Source organism: Roseicella aerolata (assembly GCF_020523605.1).
GTDB lineage: Bacteria > Pseudomonadota > Alphaproteobacteria > Acetobacterales > Acetobacteraceae > Paracraurococcus > Paracraurococcus aerolatus.
Map to the genome: position 1 here is coordinate 84,810 of NZ_JAJAQI010000002.1, position 20,476 is coordinate 105,285.

Sequence of the window (20,476 nt, forward strand, 5' to 3'; positions counted from 1 at the left end):
GCGCGGCTGCGTGACAATATAGGTTTTCGTGTCCTTTGCCCCGGCCGGCCTGCCCCTGCGGCCTAGCCTTTGTGGACCGGTAGCGTCCGGCGCAGCGGCATGATGGGGACGGAGCAGACCTGACCGGAGGCGCGGCGGGGTGGAATGGCACCCCGTATGGTTCGGCTTCGGCCGGCTTGGCTCCCTGCAGGGCAGGAAGCGCCTGTCCTGCGCCAAGCCGACGGTCTTCGGACGTGCCCTTCATATGGCACGTGGCGCGATTCAGCGGCAGCGAGGAGGCGCTGCGGACAACCGCCCACGATCCGACGACGAACCACCCATCTCGTCTCGATCGCGCGCCAAGTAAGAATTTGAATCACAAAGGAGGATACCGTCATGGCTGATATCTTCGGCAACAACGGCAACAACACGCTGACCGGCGGCAACGCCGATGACAGGATTTTCGGTTTCGCTGGCAATGATGTCCTGAACGGCGGCAACGGCAACGACATGCTGTTCGGCGGCGCCGGGAATGATACGCTGAACGGCGGCAACGGCAATGACACCCTGTTCGGTGAAGCGGGCAATGACAGCCTGAATGGTGGGAATGGCGACGACTCGCTGTTTGGCGGGGCCGGCAACGACACCCTGAACGGCGATAACGGCAATGACACGCTGCGTGGCGAGGCCGGGAACGACAGGTTGAACGGCGGTAACGGCAACGACTCGCTGTTGGGTGGTGCCGGCAACGACACCCTCGACGGGGGCAACGGGAATGACACGCTGCTGGGCGAGGCCGGCAACGACAGCCTGAACGGCGGCAACGGCGAGGATTCGCTGGTCGGTGGTACCGGTAGCGATACCGTGAATGGCGGCAATGGCGACGATACCATCGTCTGGAACAACGGCGACGGTTCCGATACCGTCGATGGCGGCAACGGCACCGATACGCAGGTCGTGAACGGCGCCGCGGCCGGCGATGTCTTCACCGTGGCAAGGGTGGGTACAGGGCCGACGGTCCAGTTCGATCGCACGAATCTTGGCAACTTCCGGCTCACCCTCGACAGCGTCGAGCGCCTGACGGTGAATGGCCTGGGCGGCGATGACCGCCTGACCATCGGCAACCTGGCCGCCACCGCCCTCGGCCTCGTCACCTTCAATGGCGGCGCGGGCAATGACACGCTCGATGGCAGCGGCACCGCGGTGCGGATCGTTGCGAATGGCGGCGACGGCAACGATTTCCTGAGCGGCGGCAGTGGTAACGACTCCCTGAATGGAGATAACGGCAACGACGTCCTGGCCGGTGGCCGCGGTGCCGATACCGTCAATGGCGGAAACGGCGACGACATCATCGTCTGGAACAACGGCGACGGCTCCGATACCGTCAGCGGCGGTGCCGGCTCCGACACCCAGGTGGTGAACGGCTCCACTACGGATGGCGACTTCTTCACCGTCCGCAACGACGGCGGCAAGGTCGATTTCGACCGCGTCAACCTGGGCAACTTCCAGCTGACCCTGGATACGGTCGAGCGGCTGACGGTGAATGGCGGCGGCGGCGGTGACCGGCTGGTGGTCCAGAACAATCTTGCGCCCACGGGCCTCACAAGCCTCGTCTTCAATGGCGGCGAGGGCGATGACACACTGAATGGCAACGGCACCACCACGCCGATCCTGGCCAATGGCGGCAATGGCAACGACCTGCTGACCGGCGGCAACGGCAACGATACGCTGAACGGGGATAACGGCAACGATACCCTGAACGGCGGCGCCGGGGCCGACTCCCTGAGCGGCGGGGCCGGCAATGATGTGCTGAACGGTGGCACCGGCAATGATGTGCTGATCGGCGGCCTTGGCCGCGATACGCTGAATGGCGGCCTTGGAAACGATATCTACCGCTACAACTCGGTTGCCGAATCGCCGACCGGGGTCGCGAACCGCGATGTGATCCAGGGCTTCGGTGACTCGGTCCTCAACAATGACCGCATCGACCTCTCGGCCATCGATGCGCGGCCGCTCACTCCCTTCGTCAACGACGCCTTCACCTTCATCGGCACCAGTGCCTTCAGCGCGCCGGGCCAGGTGCGGGCGATCAATGTGGGGAATGACAAGCTGATCCAGGTCAACACGGTCGGCTTCGGGTTCTTCCCCTTCGGCAACCCGCCGGAGATGGAGATCCTGCTCGCGGGCGGTGCCAACCTGACGATCGGTGCGGACGACTTCATCCTGTAGACGGCGGCAGGCCCTCGCTGGCCCGCCCCCGCCCTGGCCGCCGGGAAAGTTTCCCGGCGGCTTTCTTACCCGCGCCCTGCGGCCGGCCCGGAATTGCGAAGGGCCCCGGTGGTTGCCCACCGAGGCCCTTCCATTGGTCAGAGGCGTTGCCGCCCCGCCTGGCTCAGGAAGCCATCCCCGCAGTGGCGGGAACGATGATCCAGGCCGCGGCCGCGGCGATAGCCTGAGAACAATGAGACACTGGATCACCTCCTTTCGGTTGTTGACGACTGGGCCGAAGATGCGCACTCAGCAGGGGGAATACAACCCTACATCTCGCTGTAGGCGCCGTTCTTCCACACGTAGAACACATAGTCCGGAACGGTGACATCGCCCTTGCGGTCGAAGCTGATCTCGCCCAGCACGGTCTGCCACGGGCCCTGGGTCTTCATCGCCTCGGCGATGCGCTTCGGGTCGAGGCTGTTCACCTTGGCCGCCGCCTGCGCCCAGATCTGGATCGCGGCATAGGTGTAGAGGACATAGCCCTCCGGATCGATGTTCTTGGCGCGGAAGCGCTGCACCACCTCGGCCGCGCTCGCGCGCTTGCGCGGGTCGCTGCTGAAGGTCATCAGCGTGCCTTCGCCCGCGGCGCCGGTGATCTGCCAGAACTCGTTCGTCACCAGCGCGTCGCCGCCGATGAGCGTGAGGTTCATCCCCTGCTCCTTCGCCTGGCGGAGGATGAGGCCGGCCTCGGTATGGTAGCCGCCGACATAGACCACGTCGATCGCGGCGCCCTTGAGTCGGGAGACGAGGGCATTGTAGTCGCGCTCGCCCGGCGTGTAGGCGGCGTAAAGCGTCTCCTGCGTCCCGGCGGCGTTCAGCGCCTTCTTGGTCTCGTCCGCCAAGCCCTTCCCATAGGCCGAGTTGTCGTGGAGGATCGCGACCTTCTTGCCCTTGAAATTATCCGCGATGTAGCGGCCGGCGACCTGGCCCTGCTGGTCGTCCCGGCCGCAGGTGCGGAAGGTGTTCCAGCCGCCCTCATCGGTGAAGCGCGGATTGGTCGAGGCCGGGCTGATCTGCAGCACGCCTTCCTCGGCATAGACCTTGGAGGCGGGAATGGAGCTGCCCGAGCAGAAATGCCCGGCCACGAAGCGCACGCCGCGGCTCGAGAGCTGGTTGGCGACCGAGACGGCCTGGCGCGGGTCGCAGGCATCGTCGCCGATCTCGAGCACGAGCTGGCGGCCCATCACGCCGCCGCGGGCATTGATATCGGCCACCGCCTGCTCGGCGCCGGCGCGCATCTGGCTGCCAAAGGCGGCATACTGGCCGGTCATCGGCCCGGCGGTGGCAATGCGTATCGGGCCGGTATTCCCTTGCGCCCAGGCACCGGTCGAGGTGGTGACGGCCAGCACCGCCCCCAGCATCAGCCTTCTGCTCAGCATCCCTGTTTCTCCCCGAGTCGCCCGGCGCGGCGCGCCGGCCGTTGCGGACTGTAAGCGGCCCGCCCGGCCCCTGTCAGCCGTGACCGCCGCCCAGATAGGCATCCCGGATCTCCGGCCGGGCGAGCAGGGCGCGCCCCGGCCCCTCCATGGTGATCCGGCCGTTCACCAGCACATAGCCCCGGTGCGCCAGCCGCAGCGCCAGGTTGGCGTTCTGCTCCACCAGCAGCACGGTCAGCCCGGTCTGGGCATTCAGCGCCCGGATGGCGTCGAAGATCTGCTTCACCACCAGCGGGGCAAGGCCCAGCGAGGGCTCGTCCAGCAGCAGCAGCTTCGGCTTCGACATCAGCGCGCGGCCGATCGCCAGCATCTGCTGCTCCCCGCCCGAGAGCGTGCCGCCGCGCTGGGCGAGCCGCTCCTTCAGCCGCGGGAAGAGGGCGAAGGCCTGCTCCATCTGCGGGCCCGGGTCCTCCCTGGTGAGCGCCTCGGCGCCCATCAGCAGGTTCTCCTGCACCGTCATGCGCGGGAAGATCCGCCGCCCCTCCGGCGACTGGGCGACGCCGCGGCGCATGATCGCATGGGTCGGCTGGCCGGTGATGTCCTCGCCCGCCAGGCGGATGCGGCCGCCGCGCGGCTTCGGGTCGCCGCAGATGGTCATCAGCAGGGTGGATTTCCCGGCGCCGTTGGCGCCGATCAGCGTGACGATCTCGCCGGGCTGGACCTGCAGGGACACCTCCTGCAGCGCCTGCACCGCGCCATAGCCGGCCGAGACGCAATCCACCTCGAGCATGGGCGGGGTGGCGCTCATGCCTCCACCTCGTCCTCTTCGCCCTCGCCGAGATAGGCGGCGATCACCTTCGGGTCGGCGCGCACCTCGGCCGGCGTGGCATCCGCGATCAGCTTGCCATGGTCCAGCACCACGACGCGGTCGCTGATCTTCATGACCACGCCCATATCGTGCTCGATCAGCAGCAGGGAGGTGCCCTGTGCCCGGATCTCCTGCAGCAGCCGCGCCAGCTCCTCGGATTCGCGCGGGTTGAGGCCCGCCGCCGGTTCGTCCAGGCAGAGCAGCGTCGGTTCCGTGCACATGGCGCGCGCGATCTCCAGCCGCCGCTGCGCGCCATAGGGCAGCGCGCCGGCCGGGTCGTCGGCCCGGTCCAGCAGATGGGTGGCGGAGAGCCAGTGGCGCGCAAGCTCGATCGCCTGCCGCTCCGCCTTCGGATAGCGCGAGAGGCCGAGCACGGCGCCGATGCCGAAGCCGGTCGCCGCCATCAGCTTGTTGTGCTGCGCGACCAGCAGGTTCTCCAGCGCCGTCATGCCGGGGAACAGGCGGATGTTCTGGAAGGTGCGTGCCACGCCGGCCTGGGCGATGCGATGGCCCGGCAGGCCGTGGAGATCGACCGGCAACTCGCCGGTCCGGTGCAGCCGGATGGCGCCGCTACTCGGCCGGTAGAAGCCGGTGATGCAGTTGAACAGCGTGGTCTTGCCGGCGCCGTTCGGCCCGATGACGGCGGTGATCTCGCCGCGCAGGGCGGCGAAGGAGACGGCGGAGACGGCGGTGAGACCGCCGAAGCGCATGGTCAGGCCGGCGACTTCCAGGATCATGCCGCGGGGGTGGCGCCGGTCGCCCTCGGACCTCGGCCTCCGGTCATCGGGCGCCGTCATCCGCGCCCCTCCCCGACCAGGTCCTTGCCGATGATCCGCTTCTCCTTCAGCGCGATGGTGGGCGTGCGGGTGCCGATCAGGCCACGCGGGCGCAGCACCATGATCACCACCATGGCGGCGCCGAAGACCAGCATCCGCCACTCCTCGAGGTTCCGGAACACCTCGAAGCCGCCGATCATGACCAGCGCCGCGACCGCGACGCCGACCTGGCTGCCCAGGCCGCCCAGCACGACGATGGCCAGGATGATGGCGCTTTCGATGAAGGTGAAGCTCTCGGGGCTGATGAAGGCCTGGCGTGTCGCGAAGAAGGCGCCGGCGAAGCCGCCGAACATGGCGCCGATCGCGAAGGCCGACAGCTTGGTGTCGCGGATGTTGATGCCGAGCGACCGGCAGGCGATCTCATCCTCCCGCAGTGCCTCCCAGGCGCGGCCGAGGGGCTGGCGGCGCAACCGGATGGTGACCCAGTTGGTCAGCAGGGCGAGGAAGAAGATCAGGTAGTAGAGAAAGATCACCCGGTGGCTGGGCGAGGGCTCGAGCCCGAAGAAGCCGGCGAAGCTCCCCTCCCCGCCCGACATGCTGAAGGGCAGGCCGAAGAAGGTGGGGCGCGGGATGCCGCTGATGCCGTTGGGACCACCGGTCAGGCTGGCCCAGTTGATCAGCACGACGCGGATGATCTCGCCGAAGGCCAGCGTCACGATCGCCAGGTAGTCGCCGCGCAGCCGCAGCACGGGGAAGCCGAGGATCACGCCCCAGAAGGCGGCCAGGATGCCGGCGAGCGGCAGGCAGATCCAGAAGGAAAGGCCGAAATACTGCGCCAGCAGGGCGTAGGAATAGGCGCCGATGGCGTAGAAGGCGACATAACCGAGGTCGAGCAGCCCAGCGAGGCCGACCACGATGTTCAGCCCCCAGCCCAGCATGACATAGGTCAGCACCAGGATGCCGATATCGAGTTCATAGCGCCCGATGCCCGGGATGAAGGGCAGCACCAGCGCGGCGGCAAGCATCGCGGGGGCGAAGAAACGCCCGAGCCGCTGCAATTGCAGCGTGAGCGGCGTCGGACCCGTGCTCGGCCGCAGGGCCCGCCGGCCGAGCCAGAGGGTCAGGGCGAGGCGCCCGGCGAAGACGATGCCGCAGAGCAGCGCGACATCCGCCCAGCGCTGGCGCAGGAACAGGCCGCCTGTCGGGGAAACATCCGTGCGCAGCCCGACCAGCATCGCGAAGAGACCGAAGGCGACGAGCGCGGCGATCGCCGCATCCCGGACGGCGGCGGCAGGGGTCATACCTTCTCCACCTCCTGCCGGCCGAGCAGGCCGGTAGGCAGGAAGATGAGCGTGATGGCGAGGATGGAGAAGGCCGCCACATCCTTGTACTGGACGCTGAAATAGGCCGACCAGAAGGTCTCGATCAGGCCGATCAGCAGCCCGCCCAGCACCGCCCCCGGCAGGGAGCCGATGCCGCCGAGCACGGCCGCGGTGAAGGCTTTCACGCCCGCGAGGAAGCCGATGTAGAAATCGATCACGCCGTAGCGCAGCAGGTACATGGTGCCCGCGACCGCCGCCAGGGAGGCGCCGATGACGAAGGTCAGGCTGATGGTGCGGTCCGTGTCGATCCCCAGCAGGGCCGCCATTCTCCGGTCCTGCTCGCAGGCCCGCATGGCGCGGCCGAGCGGGGTGCGGGTGACCAGGATGGTGAAGACCGCCAGCACCACCAGCGTCACCGCGATGATCAGCATCTGGATGTAGGAGAACTGCACCACGAAGGCACCGTCCCGCATCACCTCGATCCCGCCCGGCACCAGCGGCTCCAGCGGCTTCACCCGGGCGCCCTGGCTGACCTGGACGTAGTTCTGCAGGACGATGGACATGCCGATGGCCGAGATCAGGGGCGCCAGGCGGAAGCTGCCGCGCAGCGGGCGGTAGGCCACCCGCTCCAGCGTCCAGCCATAGAGCGCGGTGATCGCCATGGAGATCACCAGCACCAGCAGGATGGCCGCCGGCCCGTCCATCAGCCCCCCCAGGGAGAGCAGGATGACGGCGATGAGGGCGATGAAGGCGCTGATCATGAAGATGTCGCCATGGGCGAAGTTGATCATGCCGATGATGCCATAGACCATGGTGTAACCCACGGCGATCAGGCCGTAGATCATGCCCAGGCTGATCCCGTTGATCAGCTGCTGCAGCGCATAGGCCAATGGTGTCTCCCGGCCGCGGATTCCCTGTCCCGCCAACGCTAGCCCGCCATCGGCCCGGCTGGAAACACCCCGGCTGCATCGCGCCGCAACATTATGTCGGATCCTGCCCGGCTGCCCCGGCGCCGGCGGGCCGGGTCCGAGTGGGTGTTGCGGGGCCGGGCGGGCCGGGGCGATGATGCCCACACGAAGACGGGAGGACGACCATGCCAAGCGATACCGCCCTGCCAGCGGATGACGGGACCTCCGGCCGCCTGCCGCCCATTCCGCCCGAGGCGATGACCCCGGAGCAGCGGCGGGTGGCGGAGGCGATCACCGCCGGGCCGCGGGGCGGGCTGCGCGGCCCCTTCCCGGCCATGCTCCGCAGCCCGGAGGTCGCCGAGCGGTTCCAGAGGCTCGGCGAGTATCTACGCTTCAACTCCTCCATCCCGGCCGCGCTGAACGAGCTGGCGATCCTGATCACGGCCCGGGAGTGGTCGGCGCAGTATGAATGGTATGCCCACCACCTCCTCGCCATGAAGGCCGGCCTGCCGCCGGCCATCGCCGGGGCGGTGGCGGAGGGCCGCAAGCCGGAGGGCATGGACGCCGACCAGGCCCTGGTCTGGCAGTTCTGCACCGAGATGCACCGGACGAAGCAGGTGTCGGACGCGACCTATGCCGCGGTGCGGGACCGCTTCGGGGAGCGGGGCGTGATCGACCTGATCGCGGTCAGCGGCTACTACGTGGCGGTCGCCATGACACTGAACGTGGCCCAGGTGCCGCTGCCACCGGGGGTACCGGCGCCGCTGAAGCCGCTTTGAGGCGCGCGGGGGCGCTGGCGGCCGGTCGGCGCCCCCAAGGGCGGCGGCACGCCCCTACAGGAAGGCCGGCTTCTGGTCGCTTCCCAGCAGCCAACGCCCCACAGTCTCCAGGTGCCAGGGCGTCGCCTGCAAGTGCTGGGAGACGCTCATGGCATCCCGGAAGCGCCGCTCGAACTCGTTCGATTCCAGCACTGCGGTGGTCCCCGCCGCGCGGTAGCAGGCGATGGAGACGTCGGTCGCCTGCCGCATCACCGTGGTGGTCGCCAGCCGCAACGCCACGCGGCTGTCCATGGCGAGGCCGCCATTCGCCACCGCCTCGGCCCAGACCTCCCGCGCGGTGCCCAGCAGGTACATCCGGCCGGCGCGCAAGGACGCCTCCAGCTGCGCGATCTCGGACTGGATGCCGTGATTCTCCGCCATGGGCTGCGCGCCGGCGCGCGCCGTCTTGCCCCGGGCCAGCGCGACGGTGCGGTTGAGCAGGCCCCGCGCGACGCCGAGGGCCGTCGCCGCGAAGCCCGTAGCGTAGCAGAGATGGGAGGTGATGGTGGTGACAGGCCGCGGGTCGCGCCGCAGGTCGGACCGGTCGCGGATGCAGGCATGCGCATCCGGCACGAAGAGGTCATCGACCTCATAGACGTCGCTGCCCGTGCCGCGCAGGCCGATGGCGTTCCATTCCGGCGTGACCCGCGCCTGCTCCCGCGGGAAGAGCACCGTCACATCCTCCGGCCGCCCATCCGGCGAGAGGCGCACGGTCCCATCGGGCCAGACGGCCGGCATATGCGCGCCGAGCAGCGTCGCATGCCGGTTGCCGCTGGCGAAATCCCAGGCGCCGGTGACGCGGTAGCCCCCTTGCACGATCACCGCCCTGGCGCGGTTGTGCCGGGCGCCCCAGGCGAGCGCGGCGCGCCGGTCGCCGAACAGCGCCCGCACCACCTCCGGCGCCAGATAGGCGGCGGAGGACATGGCGGAGACATTGCCCTGGCAGACGCACCAGGCGGTGCTGGCATCGCCGATCGCGATCGCCTCGCAGATCTCGGCGAAGTCGGGGAGCGGGATGTCGCCGCCGCCGATGGAGGGCGGCAGGAGCAGGCGCAGGAAGCCGTTGTCGAGCAGCGCTTCCACCACCTCCGGCACCAATTCCTTCGCCTGCTCGATGGCCGGGCCGGAGGCTTCCAGCAGCGGAATCAGGGCCCGGGCGCGGGCAAGCGGGTCGGCGCCCGACAGGGCGGTCGCACGCTCCACCTGCACGGAGCCGAGTTCGGCGGCGGCCATGGCGTCTCCCTCCCCTGGCGTCTTGCCTCGGACGCTCGCATGGGGCGGCCAGCGGCTGCAAGCGCCAGGCGGACGGTCGCCCGACCAGGCTCAGCGGCGGAGCCGCGCCAGGCTGTCGGCCTCGGCCGCCACGGCCATGGCCACCGCGTCCTCCGGCAGCAGCAGCCGCTTCGCCACAAGCCGCTCCGCCGCCTTCACCGCGGCGACATAGGCGGCCGGGGTCGGGCAGCGTTCCGCCAGCGAAGGGCGCGGATCGCTCGCGGCCACGCGCTCGGCGAGGGTCACGGCGAAGGGCAGGACGGCACCGGTGCTGTAGCAGAGCGCGCCGGGGGCGAAGGCCTCGGCCCGCGGGTTCCAGCTGGTATAGGTCGCCTTCGGTGTCTCGATCACCGGCATGCGCAGGCCGCCGATGGCATTGCCGTCGGCATCCACCCGGGGCAGCAGGACCGTGTACGCGCCCTTCACCCCCTGCAGCCGCCGCCGAGCCGCTGCGCCACCCACTCGGCCCGCGCCAGGCGGTAGAGGAGATGCGGCCGCAGCGGGTGGTCCTCCGGCAGGCGCGGGTGCGCGAAATCCTCGCCGCGACGCATGCCGAGCTTCTCCATCAGCCGCCAGGACGGCGCGTTGGCCGGCACGGTGAAGGCCACGATCTCGGCAAGTCCGATCGGGCCGAAGCCGGCGGCGAGCGCCAGCCGCGCCGCCTCCTCCGCCAGGCCCTGCCGCTGCAGCCCGGGCGCGATGCGCCAGCCGATCTCGACCGCCGGGGTGACAGGGCGCCCGATGACCGTAGCGCCCGTGGGCGCGGAGGTCTGGCCCGGTCGCTCCGACATCCAGGGCGCCTCCCAGGGGATGTGCATCAGCCCGACCGCACCGATGCAGCCGGGCGCGTCGCGCCGCTCCACCGCCCAGAAGCCCCAGCCATGCGCGTCGATATGGCGCTGCAGCCGGTCGGCCCAGGCATCGCTCTCGGCCCGCGTCATCGGCGCGGCGAAATGGCGCATCGCCACCGGGTCGGTGTTGATGGCGGCGAGCGGGGCCAGGTCCGCCTGCCGCCACGGGCGAAGCCGGAGACGCGGGCCCTCGAGGATCATGGGGTCGGGCATGGCGCCAGACTGGCGCCGGCGCCGGCCCTCGGGCAAGGGCCGGCGCCGCTGGGGAAGGGCGCCCCGGCCGCCGGGATGGGGCGGGAGCCCGCCCCCGCCGCGGCCCGCCGGGCGGTCGCGGAGCCGGGGTGCACAGCCCGCCGCTCCGGGGTAGTGTGGGGACGAGAGGACCGTCCCAAGGGAACGCCATGACCCCGACCACCCTGGAGGCGATGGCCGCGAGCGTGCCGGACGGCGCGCTGGTGGCGATGCCGCCCGACAATTCCCTACCCTCCATCGCGCTGGCCAAGGCGCTGGTGCGCCGCGGCGCCCGCAACCTCCGGCTGCTCGGCGTGCCCGTCGCGGGCTTCGCCGCCGACATGCTGATCGGCGCCGGCTGCGTCGCGGAGATCGAGACCAGCGCGGTCTCCCTCGGCGAGGCCGGCTTCGCCCCGCGCTTCTCCGCCGCCGTGAAGGCCGGGACGCTCCGGGTGCGCGACTGCACCTGCCCGGCGGTCCACACGATGCTGCAGGCGGCCGAGAAGGGCGTACCCTTCATGCCCCTGCGCGGGCTGATCGGCAGCGACATCCTGGCCCACCGCCCGGATTGGAAGGTGATCCCCAATCCCTATGCCGAAGCCGGCGAGGACCCGATCGTCCTGCTGCCGGCGCTGCAGCCCGACGTCGCGATCTTCCACGCCGTCATGGCCGATGCGGAAGGCAATGTCTGGCTCGGCCGCCGGCGTGAATGCGCGACCATCGCCCATGCGAGCGGGCGCGCGCTGGTGACGGTGGAGCGGGTGGTGCCCGGCAACTTCCTGGAGGATGAGCGCCTGGCCCCCGGCACCATCAACGCGACCTACGTCACCGAGGTGGCGATCGCCGAGCGCGGCGCGCAGCCCGTCGCGCTGCTCGACGAATACGGCTTCGATGCCGCCTATGTCGCGGACTACGCGCGCATGGCGAAGACCGAGGCCGGCTTCGCCGAATGGCTGGCGCGCGAGGTGTTCTCCGACAGGGCGGCGGCAGCGGAATGAGCGACGTGAAGCTGGAGGAGCGGCTGGCCGCGGCGCTGGCCCGCCTCATCCTCGACCCCGGGACGCCGCCGGCGCGCCACATCGCGGTCGGCGCCGCCTCGCCCCTGCCCGCGGCCGCCTGCTGGCTGGTGCGGAAGCTTGGGCACCCGGTCCGCCTCTCCCTGCTGCACAAGCGCAGCGGCAACCCTTTTACCGAAGGTACGCGGGAGCTCTTCGACCTCACCGGCCAGGGCCGCATCGACCTGTTCTTCCTGGGCGGCGGGCAGATCGACGGTCAGGCCAATCTCAACCTGGTCGGCACCGGCGAATGGCCGGGCAGGGACGTGCGCTTCCCCGGCAGCTTCGGCTCCGCCTTCATGTATGTGATGGCGCACCGGACCATCCTGTTCCGGGAGGAGCACTCGCCCCGCGTGTTGGTCGAGAAGGTGGACAATGTCTCCGCCCCCGGCGTGAACCCACCCGGCGTCTTCCGACGCGGCCATGCCCAGGCGCTGGTCACCGGCAGATGCGTCTTCCACTTCCACCCGGATCGCGCCCGCTTCTCGCTGCTGAGCCTGCACCCCGGCGAGACGGTGGAGAGCATCCGCGCCGCCACCGGCTTCGAATTCGACATCCCGGCCGAGGTGCCGCAGACGCCCGACCCGACGCCCGAGGAGCTGGCGCTGCTGCGCGGCCCGGTCTGCGACGAGATGCTGGAAACCTACCCCGAATTCTGCGCGAGAGTCTTCAACAGGAAAGCCGCTGCATGACCGACGCCCTTCCCACCACCGAAGGCAAGGGCCTGGCGCGCTCCGCCGGTGCCCTCGCCGGCCTGCGCGTCATCGACCTGACGCGCGTGCTCGGTGGCCCCTACTGCACCATGGTGCTCTCGGACCACGGCGCCGAGGTGATCAAGCTGGAGCCGCCCCAGGGCGACGAGGTGCGCGACTGGGGCCCGCCCTTCGACGAGGCAGGCGACGCCAGCTACTTCATCGGCGTCAACCGCAACAAGCGTTCGGTCGGCCTCGATCTCTCCAAGCCCGCCGGCAAGGAGGTGCTGCTGCGCCTGCTGGAGGGCGCGGACGTCCTGGTCGAGAATTTCAAGCCCGGCAGCATGGAGAAATGGGGCCTCGGCTACGAGGCGGTGCTGAAGCAGCGCTTCCCGCGCCTGGTCCACTGCCGCGTCTCCGGCTTCGGCGGGACCGGGCCGCTCGGCGGCTTTCCCGGCTACGATGCCGTGCTGCAGGCCATGACCGGGCTGATGTCCATCAACGGCACCGAGACCAGCGGCCCGACCCGCCTCGGCAACCCGATCGTGGACATCGCCACGGGCCTGTTTTCCGTCATCGGCATCCTGATGGCGCTGCAGGAGCGGGAGAAGAGCGGCCTCGGCCAGTATGTGGACATGACGCTGCATGACTGCGGCATGGCCCTGCTGCACCCGCATGCCGCCAACTACTTCCTGAACGGCAAGCGGCCGAAGCCGACCGGCAACCCGCATCCGAACTTGGCGCCCTATTCCAAATTCCGGACGAAGACCTGCGAGATCTTCGTCGCAGCCGGCAACGACCCGGCCTTCCGGAAATTCTGCGAGTTCCTCGGCTTCCCCGAGGTGGCGCAGGACCCCCGGTTTGCCACCAACGGCGCGCGCGTCACCAATCGGGACGCACTCACGGAAATCCTGGAGAAGCGCTTCGCCGAGGAGGACGGGCACGACCTGACCCGCCGCATGCTTGCCGCCGGCCTGCCCGCGGGCCCCGTCCTGCATGTGGACGAGGCGATGGCCGCCGAGCACACCGCGCACCGGGCGATGGTGACGGAACTCGGCAGCTATCGTGGCCTCGGCACGCCCATCAAGCTGTCCCGCACGCCGGGCGGCACTCGCGCGACGCCGCCGCGCTATGCCGAGCACACCGAGGAGGTGCTGGGCGCGCGCGGCTTCTCGGCGGAGGAGATCAAGGCGCTCAGGGCGAGCGGCGTGCTCGTCGACCAGCGGCGGAAGTAGCCGCCAGGCGCGGGGGCCCATCGAAAGCCATGCCTTCGATGGGCCCCCGCGCACCCCCGCCAGGCCGGAACCCGGCCTGGACCGGCCCGGGTCAGCCCGCGGGAACGTCCGGCCGGCCCGTGACCACCATCATGGTGGCCAGCATGGTGGCGGCCATTTCCTCCGCGCCGTCCCGCAGGCAGACCACATCCGCACGCACCGCCATCAGCGTCCGCCCGGGCTTGATCACCTCCGCCCGCGCCAGCGCCGCCTCCCCCCGCGCCGGGCGCAGCAGGTTCATCTTGAACTCCACCGTCAGCACCGCGGCCCCGGCCGGCATCAGGCTGAAGGCGGCGTAGCCTGCCGCGGTATCCGCCAGCGTCGTCAGCGCCCCGGCATGGAAGAAGCCGTGCTGCTGGGCGAGTTCCGGCCGGAAGGGCAGCCGCAGCGTGACGCGCCCGGGCGCCAGGCTCTCCACCGCGCCGCCCATGAAATGCAGGAAAGCCTGGCGGCCGAAGCTCTCGGCGCAGCGCGCGGCATAATCCGGGTCAGGGGCGGTGAAGGCGGCCATCGGGGTCTCCCAGCAACGCCCCACCCATGCCGCCAGCCGCCCTCCCCGTCCAGCATACCGGCTTGCGCCCGGCGCGCCGCCTCGGTCTAATGCGCGCAGTCCAGGAACGAAAAGGCCGCCGGAGACCCGAAACGGGCCCAGGCCCGGCCACAGGGAGGTTGCATGCAATGCCGCTGCGGGCCGCAGGCGTGGCCCCATACCCTTTCCGTCCCCGCGCCCCGGCGCGGCGGCGGGCACTGATCGGGCCGCCGCATGGCCCTGCTTGAGGTCGATGACATCGTCATCCGCTTCGGCGGCGTCACCGCCGTCGCCGGCGTCTCCTTCGAGGTCGCCGAGCACCAGATCTGCGGCCTGATCGGCCCGAACGGCGCCGGAAAGACCACCACCTTCAACTGCATCAGCGGCATCTACCGCCCGAATTCCGGCCGCGTCCTGTTCCAGGGCCGGGACATCACCGGGGAGCCGCGGCACCGCATGACGGGCCTCGGCATTGGCCGGACCTTCCAGAACCTGGCGCTGTTCCGCAGCATGACGGTGCGGGACAATGTCCTTGCCGGCGCGCATGCCTCTGGCCGCAGCGGCTTCATTGCCAGCGCCCTCAACCTGCCGCTGGTGCGGCGAGAGGCGCAGGAGGCCGAAGCGCGGGCGCGCGAGTTGCTGGCGCTGCTGAACCTCGAGCGGGTGGCGGAGCTGCCGGTCGCCGCCCTGCCCTTCGGATGGCAGAAGCGCGTCGAGATGGCGCGCGCCCTGATCAGCCGCCCGAAGCTGCTGCTGCTGGATGAGCCGGCCGGCGGCCTGAACCATGGCGAGGTAGACGAGCTGGCCGAGCTGCTGGTCGATATCCGCCGGAATTTCGACCTCTCGATCCTGCTGGTCGAGCATCACATGAGCCTCGTCATGCGCGTGTCCGACAAGGTCGCGGTGCTGGATTTCGGCAAGAAGATCGCCGACGGCACGCCGGATGAGGTGCGCAACGACCCGGAGGTCATCAAGGCCTATCTCGGCGCTGGGGACGAGCATGCGCAGGCTGCTTGAGGTCAAGGGCCTGAAGGCCGGCTACGGGCCGACGCATGTGCTGCACGGCCTTGACTTCATGGTGGAGGAAGGCGGCGTCACCGCCCTCCTCGGCGCCAATGGCGCGGGCAAGACCACCACGCTGCGCGCCGTCTGCGGCATGGTGCGGACCGAGGGCGAGATCCGCTTCCAGGACGAGCAGCTGAACGGCCGCGCGACCGAGGACATCGCCCGTCGGGGGATCGCCCATGTGCCCGATGGCCGCGGCACCTTCATGGAGCTGACGGTCGAGGAGAATTTCCGCCTCGGCGCCTATATCCGCAACGACAAGCAGGTGCAGTCCGACTTCGACCGGATGTGCGACTGGTTCCCGCGCCTGAAGCAGCGCTGGAAGCAGCAGGCGGGCACCCTCTCGGGCGGCGAGCAGCAGATGCTGGCCGTCGCCCGCGCGCTGCTGCTACGGCCGAAACTGCTGCTGCTCGACGAGCCGAGCTTCGGCCTGGCGCCGCTGATTGTGCAGGAGATCTTCGGGATCATGCGCCGCATCCGCGATGAGAGCGGCGTCGGCATCCTGCTGGTGGAGCAGAACGCCAACCTGGCGCTGGAACTCGCCGACCTTGCCTATCTGCTCGAGACCGGGCGCATCGTCATGTCGGGCCGCGCGGCGGAGATCCGGCAGGATGAGGCCATCCGGCGCTCCTATCTGGGATACTGAGCCGTCCGATGGCTGGAGCATCGAAGATGCGGAAGTCCGAATCGGGCGGCCCATAGGGAGTTTGACCTCATGGACGGGTTTGCGCACCAGATCATCGCCGGCATCGCCACGGGCGGCATCTATGCCTCCGTCGCGCTCGCCATCGTCATGATCTACCAGGCAACGCACCATGTGAACTTCGCCCAGGGGGAAATGGCGACGCTCTCGACCTTCATCGCCTGGAGCATGGTGAATGCCGGCATGCCCTACTGGGTGGCCTTCTTCGGCACCATCCTCGTCTCCTTCATCATCGGCGTGCTGGTGGAGCGGCTGCTGATGCGGCCGGTGGCGAATGCCCCGGTGCTGACGCATGTCGGCGTCTTCATCGGGCTGCTGCTGATCGTCGGCAACATGACGGGCTGGATCTTCGGCTACACCACCAAGGTCTTCCCCACGCCCTTCACCAGCGACCAGCCGCTCTTCGGCGGCCTCGTCTCGGCGCATGAACTCGGCTCCACCGCGGTGACGCTGACCGTGCTGATCCTGGTCTGGGCCTTCTTCCGCTTCACCAAGCTCGGCCTTGCCATGCGGGCGGCGGCCTACAACCCGCGCTCCTCGCGGCTGGTCGGCATCCGGGTCGGCTGGATGCTGGCGCTCGGCTGGGGGCTGGCGGCGGCGATCGGCGCGGTGGCGGGCATGATGGTGGCGCCGGTGGTGTTCCTCGACCCCACCATGATGCTCGGTATCCTTCTCTATGCCTTCGCCGGGGCGCTGCTCGGCGGCATCGACAACCCGATGGGCGCAGTGCTCGGCGGCTTCGCCGTCGGCGTGCTGGAGAACCTGGCGGGCGCCTATGTGGTCGGCACGGAGCTCAAGCTGACGGTCGCGCTTGCCATCATCATCGGCGTGCTGGTCGTGCGCCCCTCCGGCCTCTTCGGCCGCGTCGTCTTCAGCCGGGTGTGAGGGAAGCCATGAGCGCCACCAAGGGCCTGCCGGCCGACGCCGCCATCGGGGGCCTGGCTGCCCCGGCCGCAACACCCGCCTGGCAGCGGGTGCTGCTCGTCCTGCTCGGCCTCGGCGCCGCCATCGCGCCGCTCTTCGTGCTGGAGAGCTTCCAGCTTTTTCAGCTCACCATGGCGGTGATCATGGCGCTGGCCGTGCTCGGCCTGAACATCGTAACCGGCTACAATGGCCAGATCAGCCTGGGGCATGGCGCCTTCTTCGCGGTCGGCGCCTATTGCACCGCCATCCTGATGTCGCATTGGGACTGGTCCTTCTGGGCGACGCTGCCCGTCTCGGCCGTGGTCTGCACCGCCCTCGGCTGGGGGGTGGGCTTTCCGGCGCTGCGGCTCGGCGGGCTCTACCTGGCGCTCACCACCTTCTCCCTCGCCGTCGCCGTGCCGCAGATCCTGAAGCACAAGGCGATCGAGGACTGGACCGGCGGCGTGCAGGGCCTGTTCCTCGTGAAGCCGGACGCCCCCGCCGGCATCCCGCTGACGGCCGACCAGTGGATGTATGTGGTCACGGTCATCGTCGCGGGGGTCTGCTTCTTCCTGGTCTGGAACCTCATCCGCAGCCGCATTGGCCGCGCCCTGATGGCGACGCGCGATCACCCGACCGCGGCGGAGGCGATGGGGATGGACATCGCCGACCTGAAGACCAAGGCCTTCGCGGTCAGCGCCCTCATCACCGGGATCGCCGGCTCGCTCTCCGCCGTCGCGATCGAATTCGTGGCGCCGGACAGCTTCACCTTCGGCGTGTCCATCACCCTCTTTGTCGGCATGGTGGTGGGCGGCGTCGCCTCCATCCTCGGCTCGCTCTTCGGCGGACTCTTCGTGCTCTTCGTGCCGAACATCGCGGAGGCGATCAGCAAGGCGGCGCCCGGCGTGATCTACGGCGTCATCCTCATCGCCTTCCTCTTCCTGCTGCCGGACGGCTTCGCGGGGCTGCTGCGGCGGATCGCCGCCCGGCTGCGCGGGCGCGGTTGAACCAAGAAAAGACCGGGAGACCTTCCATGACCACCACGCGTCGCACATTGCTCGCCGGGGCCGGGCTTGGCGCCGCCGGCCTCGCCCTGCCGAACCTGGCGCGGGCGCAGGAAGCGCCGGGCGTGACCGCCACCGAGATCCGGATCGGCAGCACCAATGCGCTGTCCGGCCCCGTCTCGGCCTATTCGGTCATCTCGCGCTGCCTGGAGGCGATGTTCAGGCGGCTGAACGACCAGGGCGGCGTGGGTGGCCGACGGGTGAATTTCACCGTCTATGACGATGCCTACCAGCCGCCCCGCACGCTGGAGCAGACGCGCCGCCTGGTGGAGCAGGACCGCGTCGCCTTCCTGTTCAACCAGCTCGGCACACCGACCAACAATGCCATCCACCGCTACGTCAACCAGCGGAAGATCCCTCATCTCTTCCTGGCCACCGGCGCGGACAAATGGGCGCAGCCGAAGGAGTTCCCCTGGACCATCGGCTGGCAGCCCAGCTACCGGACCGAGGCACAGATCTACGCCAAATACATCCTGGAGCAGCGCCCGAACGGCCGCATCGCCCTGCTCTACCAGAACGACGATTTCGGCAAGGACTACCTGCACGGCCTGAAGGATGTGCTGGGCGCGCGCTTCGACCAGATGGTCCGCACCGCGACCTATGAGGCGACCGACCCGACGGTGGACAGCCAGATCGTCCAGCTCCAGGGCGCCGATGTCCTGGTCTGTGCGACGGTGCCGCGCTTCGCGGCGCAGGCGATCCGCCGCGTCTTCGATATCGGCTGGCGGCCAATGATGTTCATGACCAACGTCTCGGTCTCGGTCGGCGCCGTCATGCAGCCGGCAGGCATGGAGAAGGGCGTCGGCCTCATCACCTCGGACTACCGCAAGGATCACACCGACCAGGCCTGGGCGAATGATGCCGGAATGGGCGAGTGGCGGGAGTTCATGCGCCGCTACCTGCCGGAGGCCGACCTGGCCGACAACAACTACACCTATGCCTATGGCGTCGGCACCACCCTGATCCAGGTGCTGCGGCAGTGCGGGAACGACTTCTCGCGTGAGAATGTCATGCGGCAGGCGACCAATATCGCGCCGATGGACATTCCCACGCTGCTGCCCGGCATCAAGGTCCAGACCCAGCCGACGAACTACAACGTCATCCGGCAGATGCAGCTGCAGCGCTGGGACGGGCGCAGCTGGGTCCGCTTCGGCAATGTGATCGAGGGCGCGAACGTGTAGCTCCACCCGCGCCCCCGACGGGAGGAAGGGGGAAGATGATGCTTCGCAGAAGGCAGGTCCTGACGGCGGCCGGCGTCCTGGCGGCGCCGGCCCTGGCCCGGGCGCAGGAGGCGCCCGGCGTCACCGCGACCGAGATCCGGATCGGCAGCACCAACTCCCTCTCGGGGCCGCTCTCCTCCTATTCGGTCATCTCGCGCTGCACCGCGGCGATGTTCAGGCGGGCGAATGACGAGGGCGGTATCGCCGGGCGCAAGATCACCTTCATCGTCTATGACGATGGCTTCCAGCCGCCGAAGACGCTGGAGCAGGCGCGCCGGCTGATCGAGCAGGACCGGGTCGCCTTCCTGTTCAACACGCTCGGCACCGCCACCAACAGCGCCCTCCAGCGCTATGTCAACCAGCGCAAGGTGCCGCACCTGTTCCTGGCGACCGGCGCCGACAAATGGGCCGACCCGCAGAACTATCCCTGGACCATCGGCTGGCAGCCCAGCTACCGGGTCGAGGCGCAGATCTACGCCAAGCACATCCTGGAGCAGAAGCCCGAGGCGAAGATCGCCCTGCTCTACCAGAACGACGATTTCGGCAAGGACTTCATTCATGGCCTGAAGGATGTGCTGGGCCCGCGCCATGATGCGCAGGTCCGGGGCGCGAGCTATGAGGCGACCGACCCGACCATCGACAGCCAGGTGGTCAGCCTGCAGCAATCCGGCGCCGAGGTGCTGGTCATGGCGACCGCGCCGAAATTCGCCGCCATGGCGATCCGCAAGGTTCATGACATCGGCTGGCGGCCGCTGAGCTTCGTCGCCAACATCGCCTCCTCGGCCGGCGCGGTGATGAACACGGCGGGCGCGGAGAAGGGCATCGGCGTCGTCACCTCCGACTTCCGCAAGGACCACACCGATCCCGCCTGGGCCGATGATCCCGGCATGAACGAATGGCGGGCCTTCATGCGGCAATACGTGCCGGACGGGGACCTGGCCGACAACAACTATACCCTGGCCTATGGCTTCGGCCGGACCATGCTGCAGACGCTGATGCAGTGCGGCAACGACTTCAGCCGCGAGAATGTCATGCGCCAGGCGACCAACCTGGCGCCCTTCGAAGTGCCGACGCTGCTGCCCGGCATCAAGGTCAGCACCACACCGCAGATCTACCGCCCGGTGCGCCAGATGCAGCTGCAGCGCTGGGACGGGCGAAGCTGGATCCGCTTCGGCCGGGTGATCGAGGGCGCGAATGTCTGACGCAAGCGGGTAGAGGCCACGTCCGCAGGCCTGCCGACTGCATGGCGGCAGCATCGGCAGACCGAGAGGGAGTTCGCCGGCGCCTGCCTTGCCGGCC

General features: G+C 69.4%; 20 protein-coding genes. 11 read left to right on the plus strand and 9 right to left on the minus strand.

The genetic code is table 11. The annotated features are described in order from the left end of the window. Positions 1-375: 375 nt before the first annotated feature. Entirely contained in the window at positions 376-2,208 is a 1,833-nt protein-coding gene (locus LHA35_RS01675) for a calcium-binding protein (RefSeq protein WP_226603665.1), read from the plus strand. Between the two features lie 308 nt (positions 2,209-2,516). Here LHA35_RS01675 and LHA35_RS01680 read toward each other — a convergent pair whose 3' ends face one another. The 5 genes from LHA35_RS01680 to LHA35_RS01700 all read right to left on the minus strand — a co-directional run bounded on the left by LHA35_RS01680 (position 2,517) and on the right by LHA35_RS01700 (position 7,482). Further along, positions 2,517-3,629, minus strand: coding sequence for a branched-chain amino acid ABC transporter substrate-binding protein (locus tag LHA35_RS01680; RefSeq protein WP_226603668.1), 1,113 nt, complete (start codon positions 3,627-3,629; stop codon positions 2,517-2,519). A 73-nt stretch (positions 3,630-3,702) separates the two neighbouring features. Next, a complete protein-coding gene (locus LHA35_RS01685) occupies positions 3,703-4,434 on the minus strand; it encodes an ABC transporter ATP-binding protein (RefSeq protein ID WP_456316068.1) in 732 nt (243 codons plus the stop codon). Continuing rightward, a complete protein-coding gene (locus tag LHA35_RS01690; RefSeq protein ID WP_456316069.1) occupies positions 4,431-5,291 on the minus strand; it encodes an ABC transporter ATP-binding protein in 861 nt (286 codons plus the stop codon). Before LHA35_RS01690 ends, LHA35_RS01685 begins: the two co-directional genes overlap by 4 nt. Beyond that, positions 5,288-6,571: a high-affinity branched-chain amino acid ABC transporter permease LivM gene (gene livM / locus LHA35_RS01695; protein ID WP_226603671.1), complete on the minus strand. Its 1,284-nt coding sequence runs from the start codon at positions 6,569-6,571 to the stop codon at positions 5,288-5,290. Before livM ends, LHA35_RS01690 begins: the two co-directional genes overlap by 4 nt. Further along, positions 6,568-7,482: an ABC transporter permease subunit gene (locus LHA35_RS01700; RefSeq protein WP_226603672.1), complete on the minus strand. Its 915-nt coding sequence runs from the start codon at positions 7,480-7,482 to the stop codon at positions 6,568-6,570. Before LHA35_RS01700 ends, livM begins: the two co-directional genes overlap by 4 nt. Before the next feature lie 203 nt (positions 7,483-7,685). Here LHA35_RS01700 and LHA35_RS01705 point away from each other — a divergent pair, with 203 nt between their 5' ends. Next, complete coding sequence (locus LHA35_RS01705; RefSeq protein WP_226603674.1) at positions 7,686-8,279, plus strand: carboxymuconolactone decarboxylase family protein; 594 nt, start codon at positions 7,686-7,688, stop codon at positions 8,277-8,279. Between the two features lie 54 nt (positions 8,280-8,333). On the opposite strand, the gene LHA35_RS01710 is transcribed toward LHA35_RS01705, so the two are convergent. The 3 genes from LHA35_RS01710 to LHA35_RS01720 form a co-directional block, all read right to left on the minus strand. Continuing rightward, the gene (locus LHA35_RS01710; protein ID WP_226603676.1) at positions 8,334-9,551 is read right to left on the minus strand and encodes an acyl-CoA dehydrogenase family protein; all 1,218 of its coding nucleotides are present in this window, start codon (positions 9,549-9,551) and stop codon (positions 8,334-8,336) included. A 90-nt stretch (positions 9,552-9,641) separates the two neighbouring features. Then, the gene (locus LHA35_RS01715) at positions 9,642-10,016 is read right to left on the minus strand and encodes an alpha/beta hydrolase domain-containing protein (protein WP_338050835.1); all 375 of its coding nucleotides are present in this window, start codon (positions 10,014-10,016) and stop codon (positions 9,642-9,644) included. Beyond that, complete coding sequence (locus LHA35_RS01720; protein ID WP_226603678.1) at positions 10,013-10,654, minus strand: GNAT family N-acetyltransferase; 642 nt, start codon at positions 10,652-10,654, stop codon at positions 10,013-10,015. Before LHA35_RS01720 ends, LHA35_RS01715 begins: the two co-directional genes overlap by 4 nt. A 188-nt stretch (positions 10,655-10,842) precedes the next feature. Here LHA35_RS01720 and LHA35_RS01725 point away from each other — a divergent pair, with 188 nt between their 5' ends. From LHA35_RS01725 to LHA35_RS01735, 3 genes are read left to right on the plus strand one after another with little or no spacing between them, the layout of a single operon-like run. After that, the gene (locus LHA35_RS01725; protein ID WP_226603680.1) at positions 10,843-11,670 is read left to right on the plus strand and encodes a CoA transferase subunit A; all 828 of its coding nucleotides are present in this window, start codon (positions 10,843-10,845) and stop codon (positions 11,668-11,670) included. After that, the gene (locus LHA35_RS01730) at positions 11,667-12,419 is read left to right on the plus strand and encodes a CoA-transferase (protein ID WP_226603683.1); all 753 of its coding nucleotides are present in this window, start codon (positions 11,667-11,669) and stop codon (positions 12,417-12,419) included. Before LHA35_RS01725 ends, LHA35_RS01730 begins: the two co-directional genes overlap by 4 nt. Continuing rightward, complete coding sequence (locus LHA35_RS01735; protein WP_226603686.1) at positions 12,416-13,654, plus strand: CaiB/BaiF CoA transferase family protein; 1,239 nt, start codon at positions 12,416-12,418, stop codon at positions 13,652-13,654. Before LHA35_RS01730 ends, LHA35_RS01735 begins: the two co-directional genes overlap by 4 nt. Before the next feature lie 91 nt (positions 13,655-13,745). On the opposite strand, the gene LHA35_RS01740 is transcribed toward LHA35_RS01735, so the two are convergent. Next, on the minus strand, positions 13,746-14,204 hold the full coding sequence (locus LHA35_RS01740; protein WP_226603689.1) for a PaaI family thioesterase: 459 nt from the start codon (positions 14,202-14,204) through the stop codon (positions 13,746-13,748). A gap of 252 nt (positions 14,205-14,456) precedes the next feature. Between LHA35_RS01740 and LHA35_RS01745 the strand changes: the two genes are divergently transcribed. From LHA35_RS01745 to LHA35_RS01770, 6 genes are all read left to right on the plus strand, one after another. Continuing rightward, a complete protein-coding gene (locus LHA35_RS01745; RefSeq protein WP_226603691.1) occupies positions 14,457-15,239 on the plus strand; it encodes an ABC transporter ATP-binding protein in 783 nt (260 codons plus the stop codon). Further along, on the plus strand, positions 15,223-15,933 hold the full coding sequence (locus LHA35_RS01750; RefSeq protein ID WP_226603694.1) for an ABC transporter ATP-binding protein: 711 nt from the start codon (positions 15,223-15,225) through the stop codon (positions 15,931-15,933). Before LHA35_RS01745 ends, LHA35_RS01750 begins: the two co-directional genes overlap by 17 nt. A 69-nt stretch (positions 15,934-16,002) precedes the next feature. Continuing rightward, complete coding sequence (locus LHA35_RS01755; RefSeq protein WP_226603696.1) at positions 16,003-16,875, plus strand: branched-chain amino acid ABC transporter permease; 873 nt, start codon at positions 16,003-16,005, stop codon at positions 16,873-16,875. Positions 16,876-16,883: 8 nt separating this feature from the next. Next, on the plus strand, positions 16,884-17,900 hold the full coding sequence (locus tag LHA35_RS01760) for a branched-chain amino acid ABC transporter permease (protein WP_226603701.1): 1,017 nt from the start codon (positions 16,884-16,886) through the stop codon (positions 17,898-17,900). Between the two features lie 26 nt (positions 17,901-17,926). Continuing rightward, positions 17,927-19,138: an ABC transporter substrate-binding protein gene (locus LHA35_RS01765; protein ID WP_226603704.1), complete on the plus strand. Its 1,212-nt coding sequence runs from the start codon at positions 17,927-17,929 to the stop codon at positions 19,136-19,138. A 35-nt stretch (positions 19,139-19,173) separates the two neighbouring features. Continuing rightward, on the plus strand, positions 19,174-20,379 hold the full coding sequence (locus LHA35_RS01770; RefSeq protein ID WP_226603706.1) for an ABC transporter substrate-binding protein: 1,206 nt from the start codon (positions 19,174-19,176) through the stop codon (positions 20,377-20,379). Positions 20,380-20,476 lie beyond the last annotated feature (97 nt).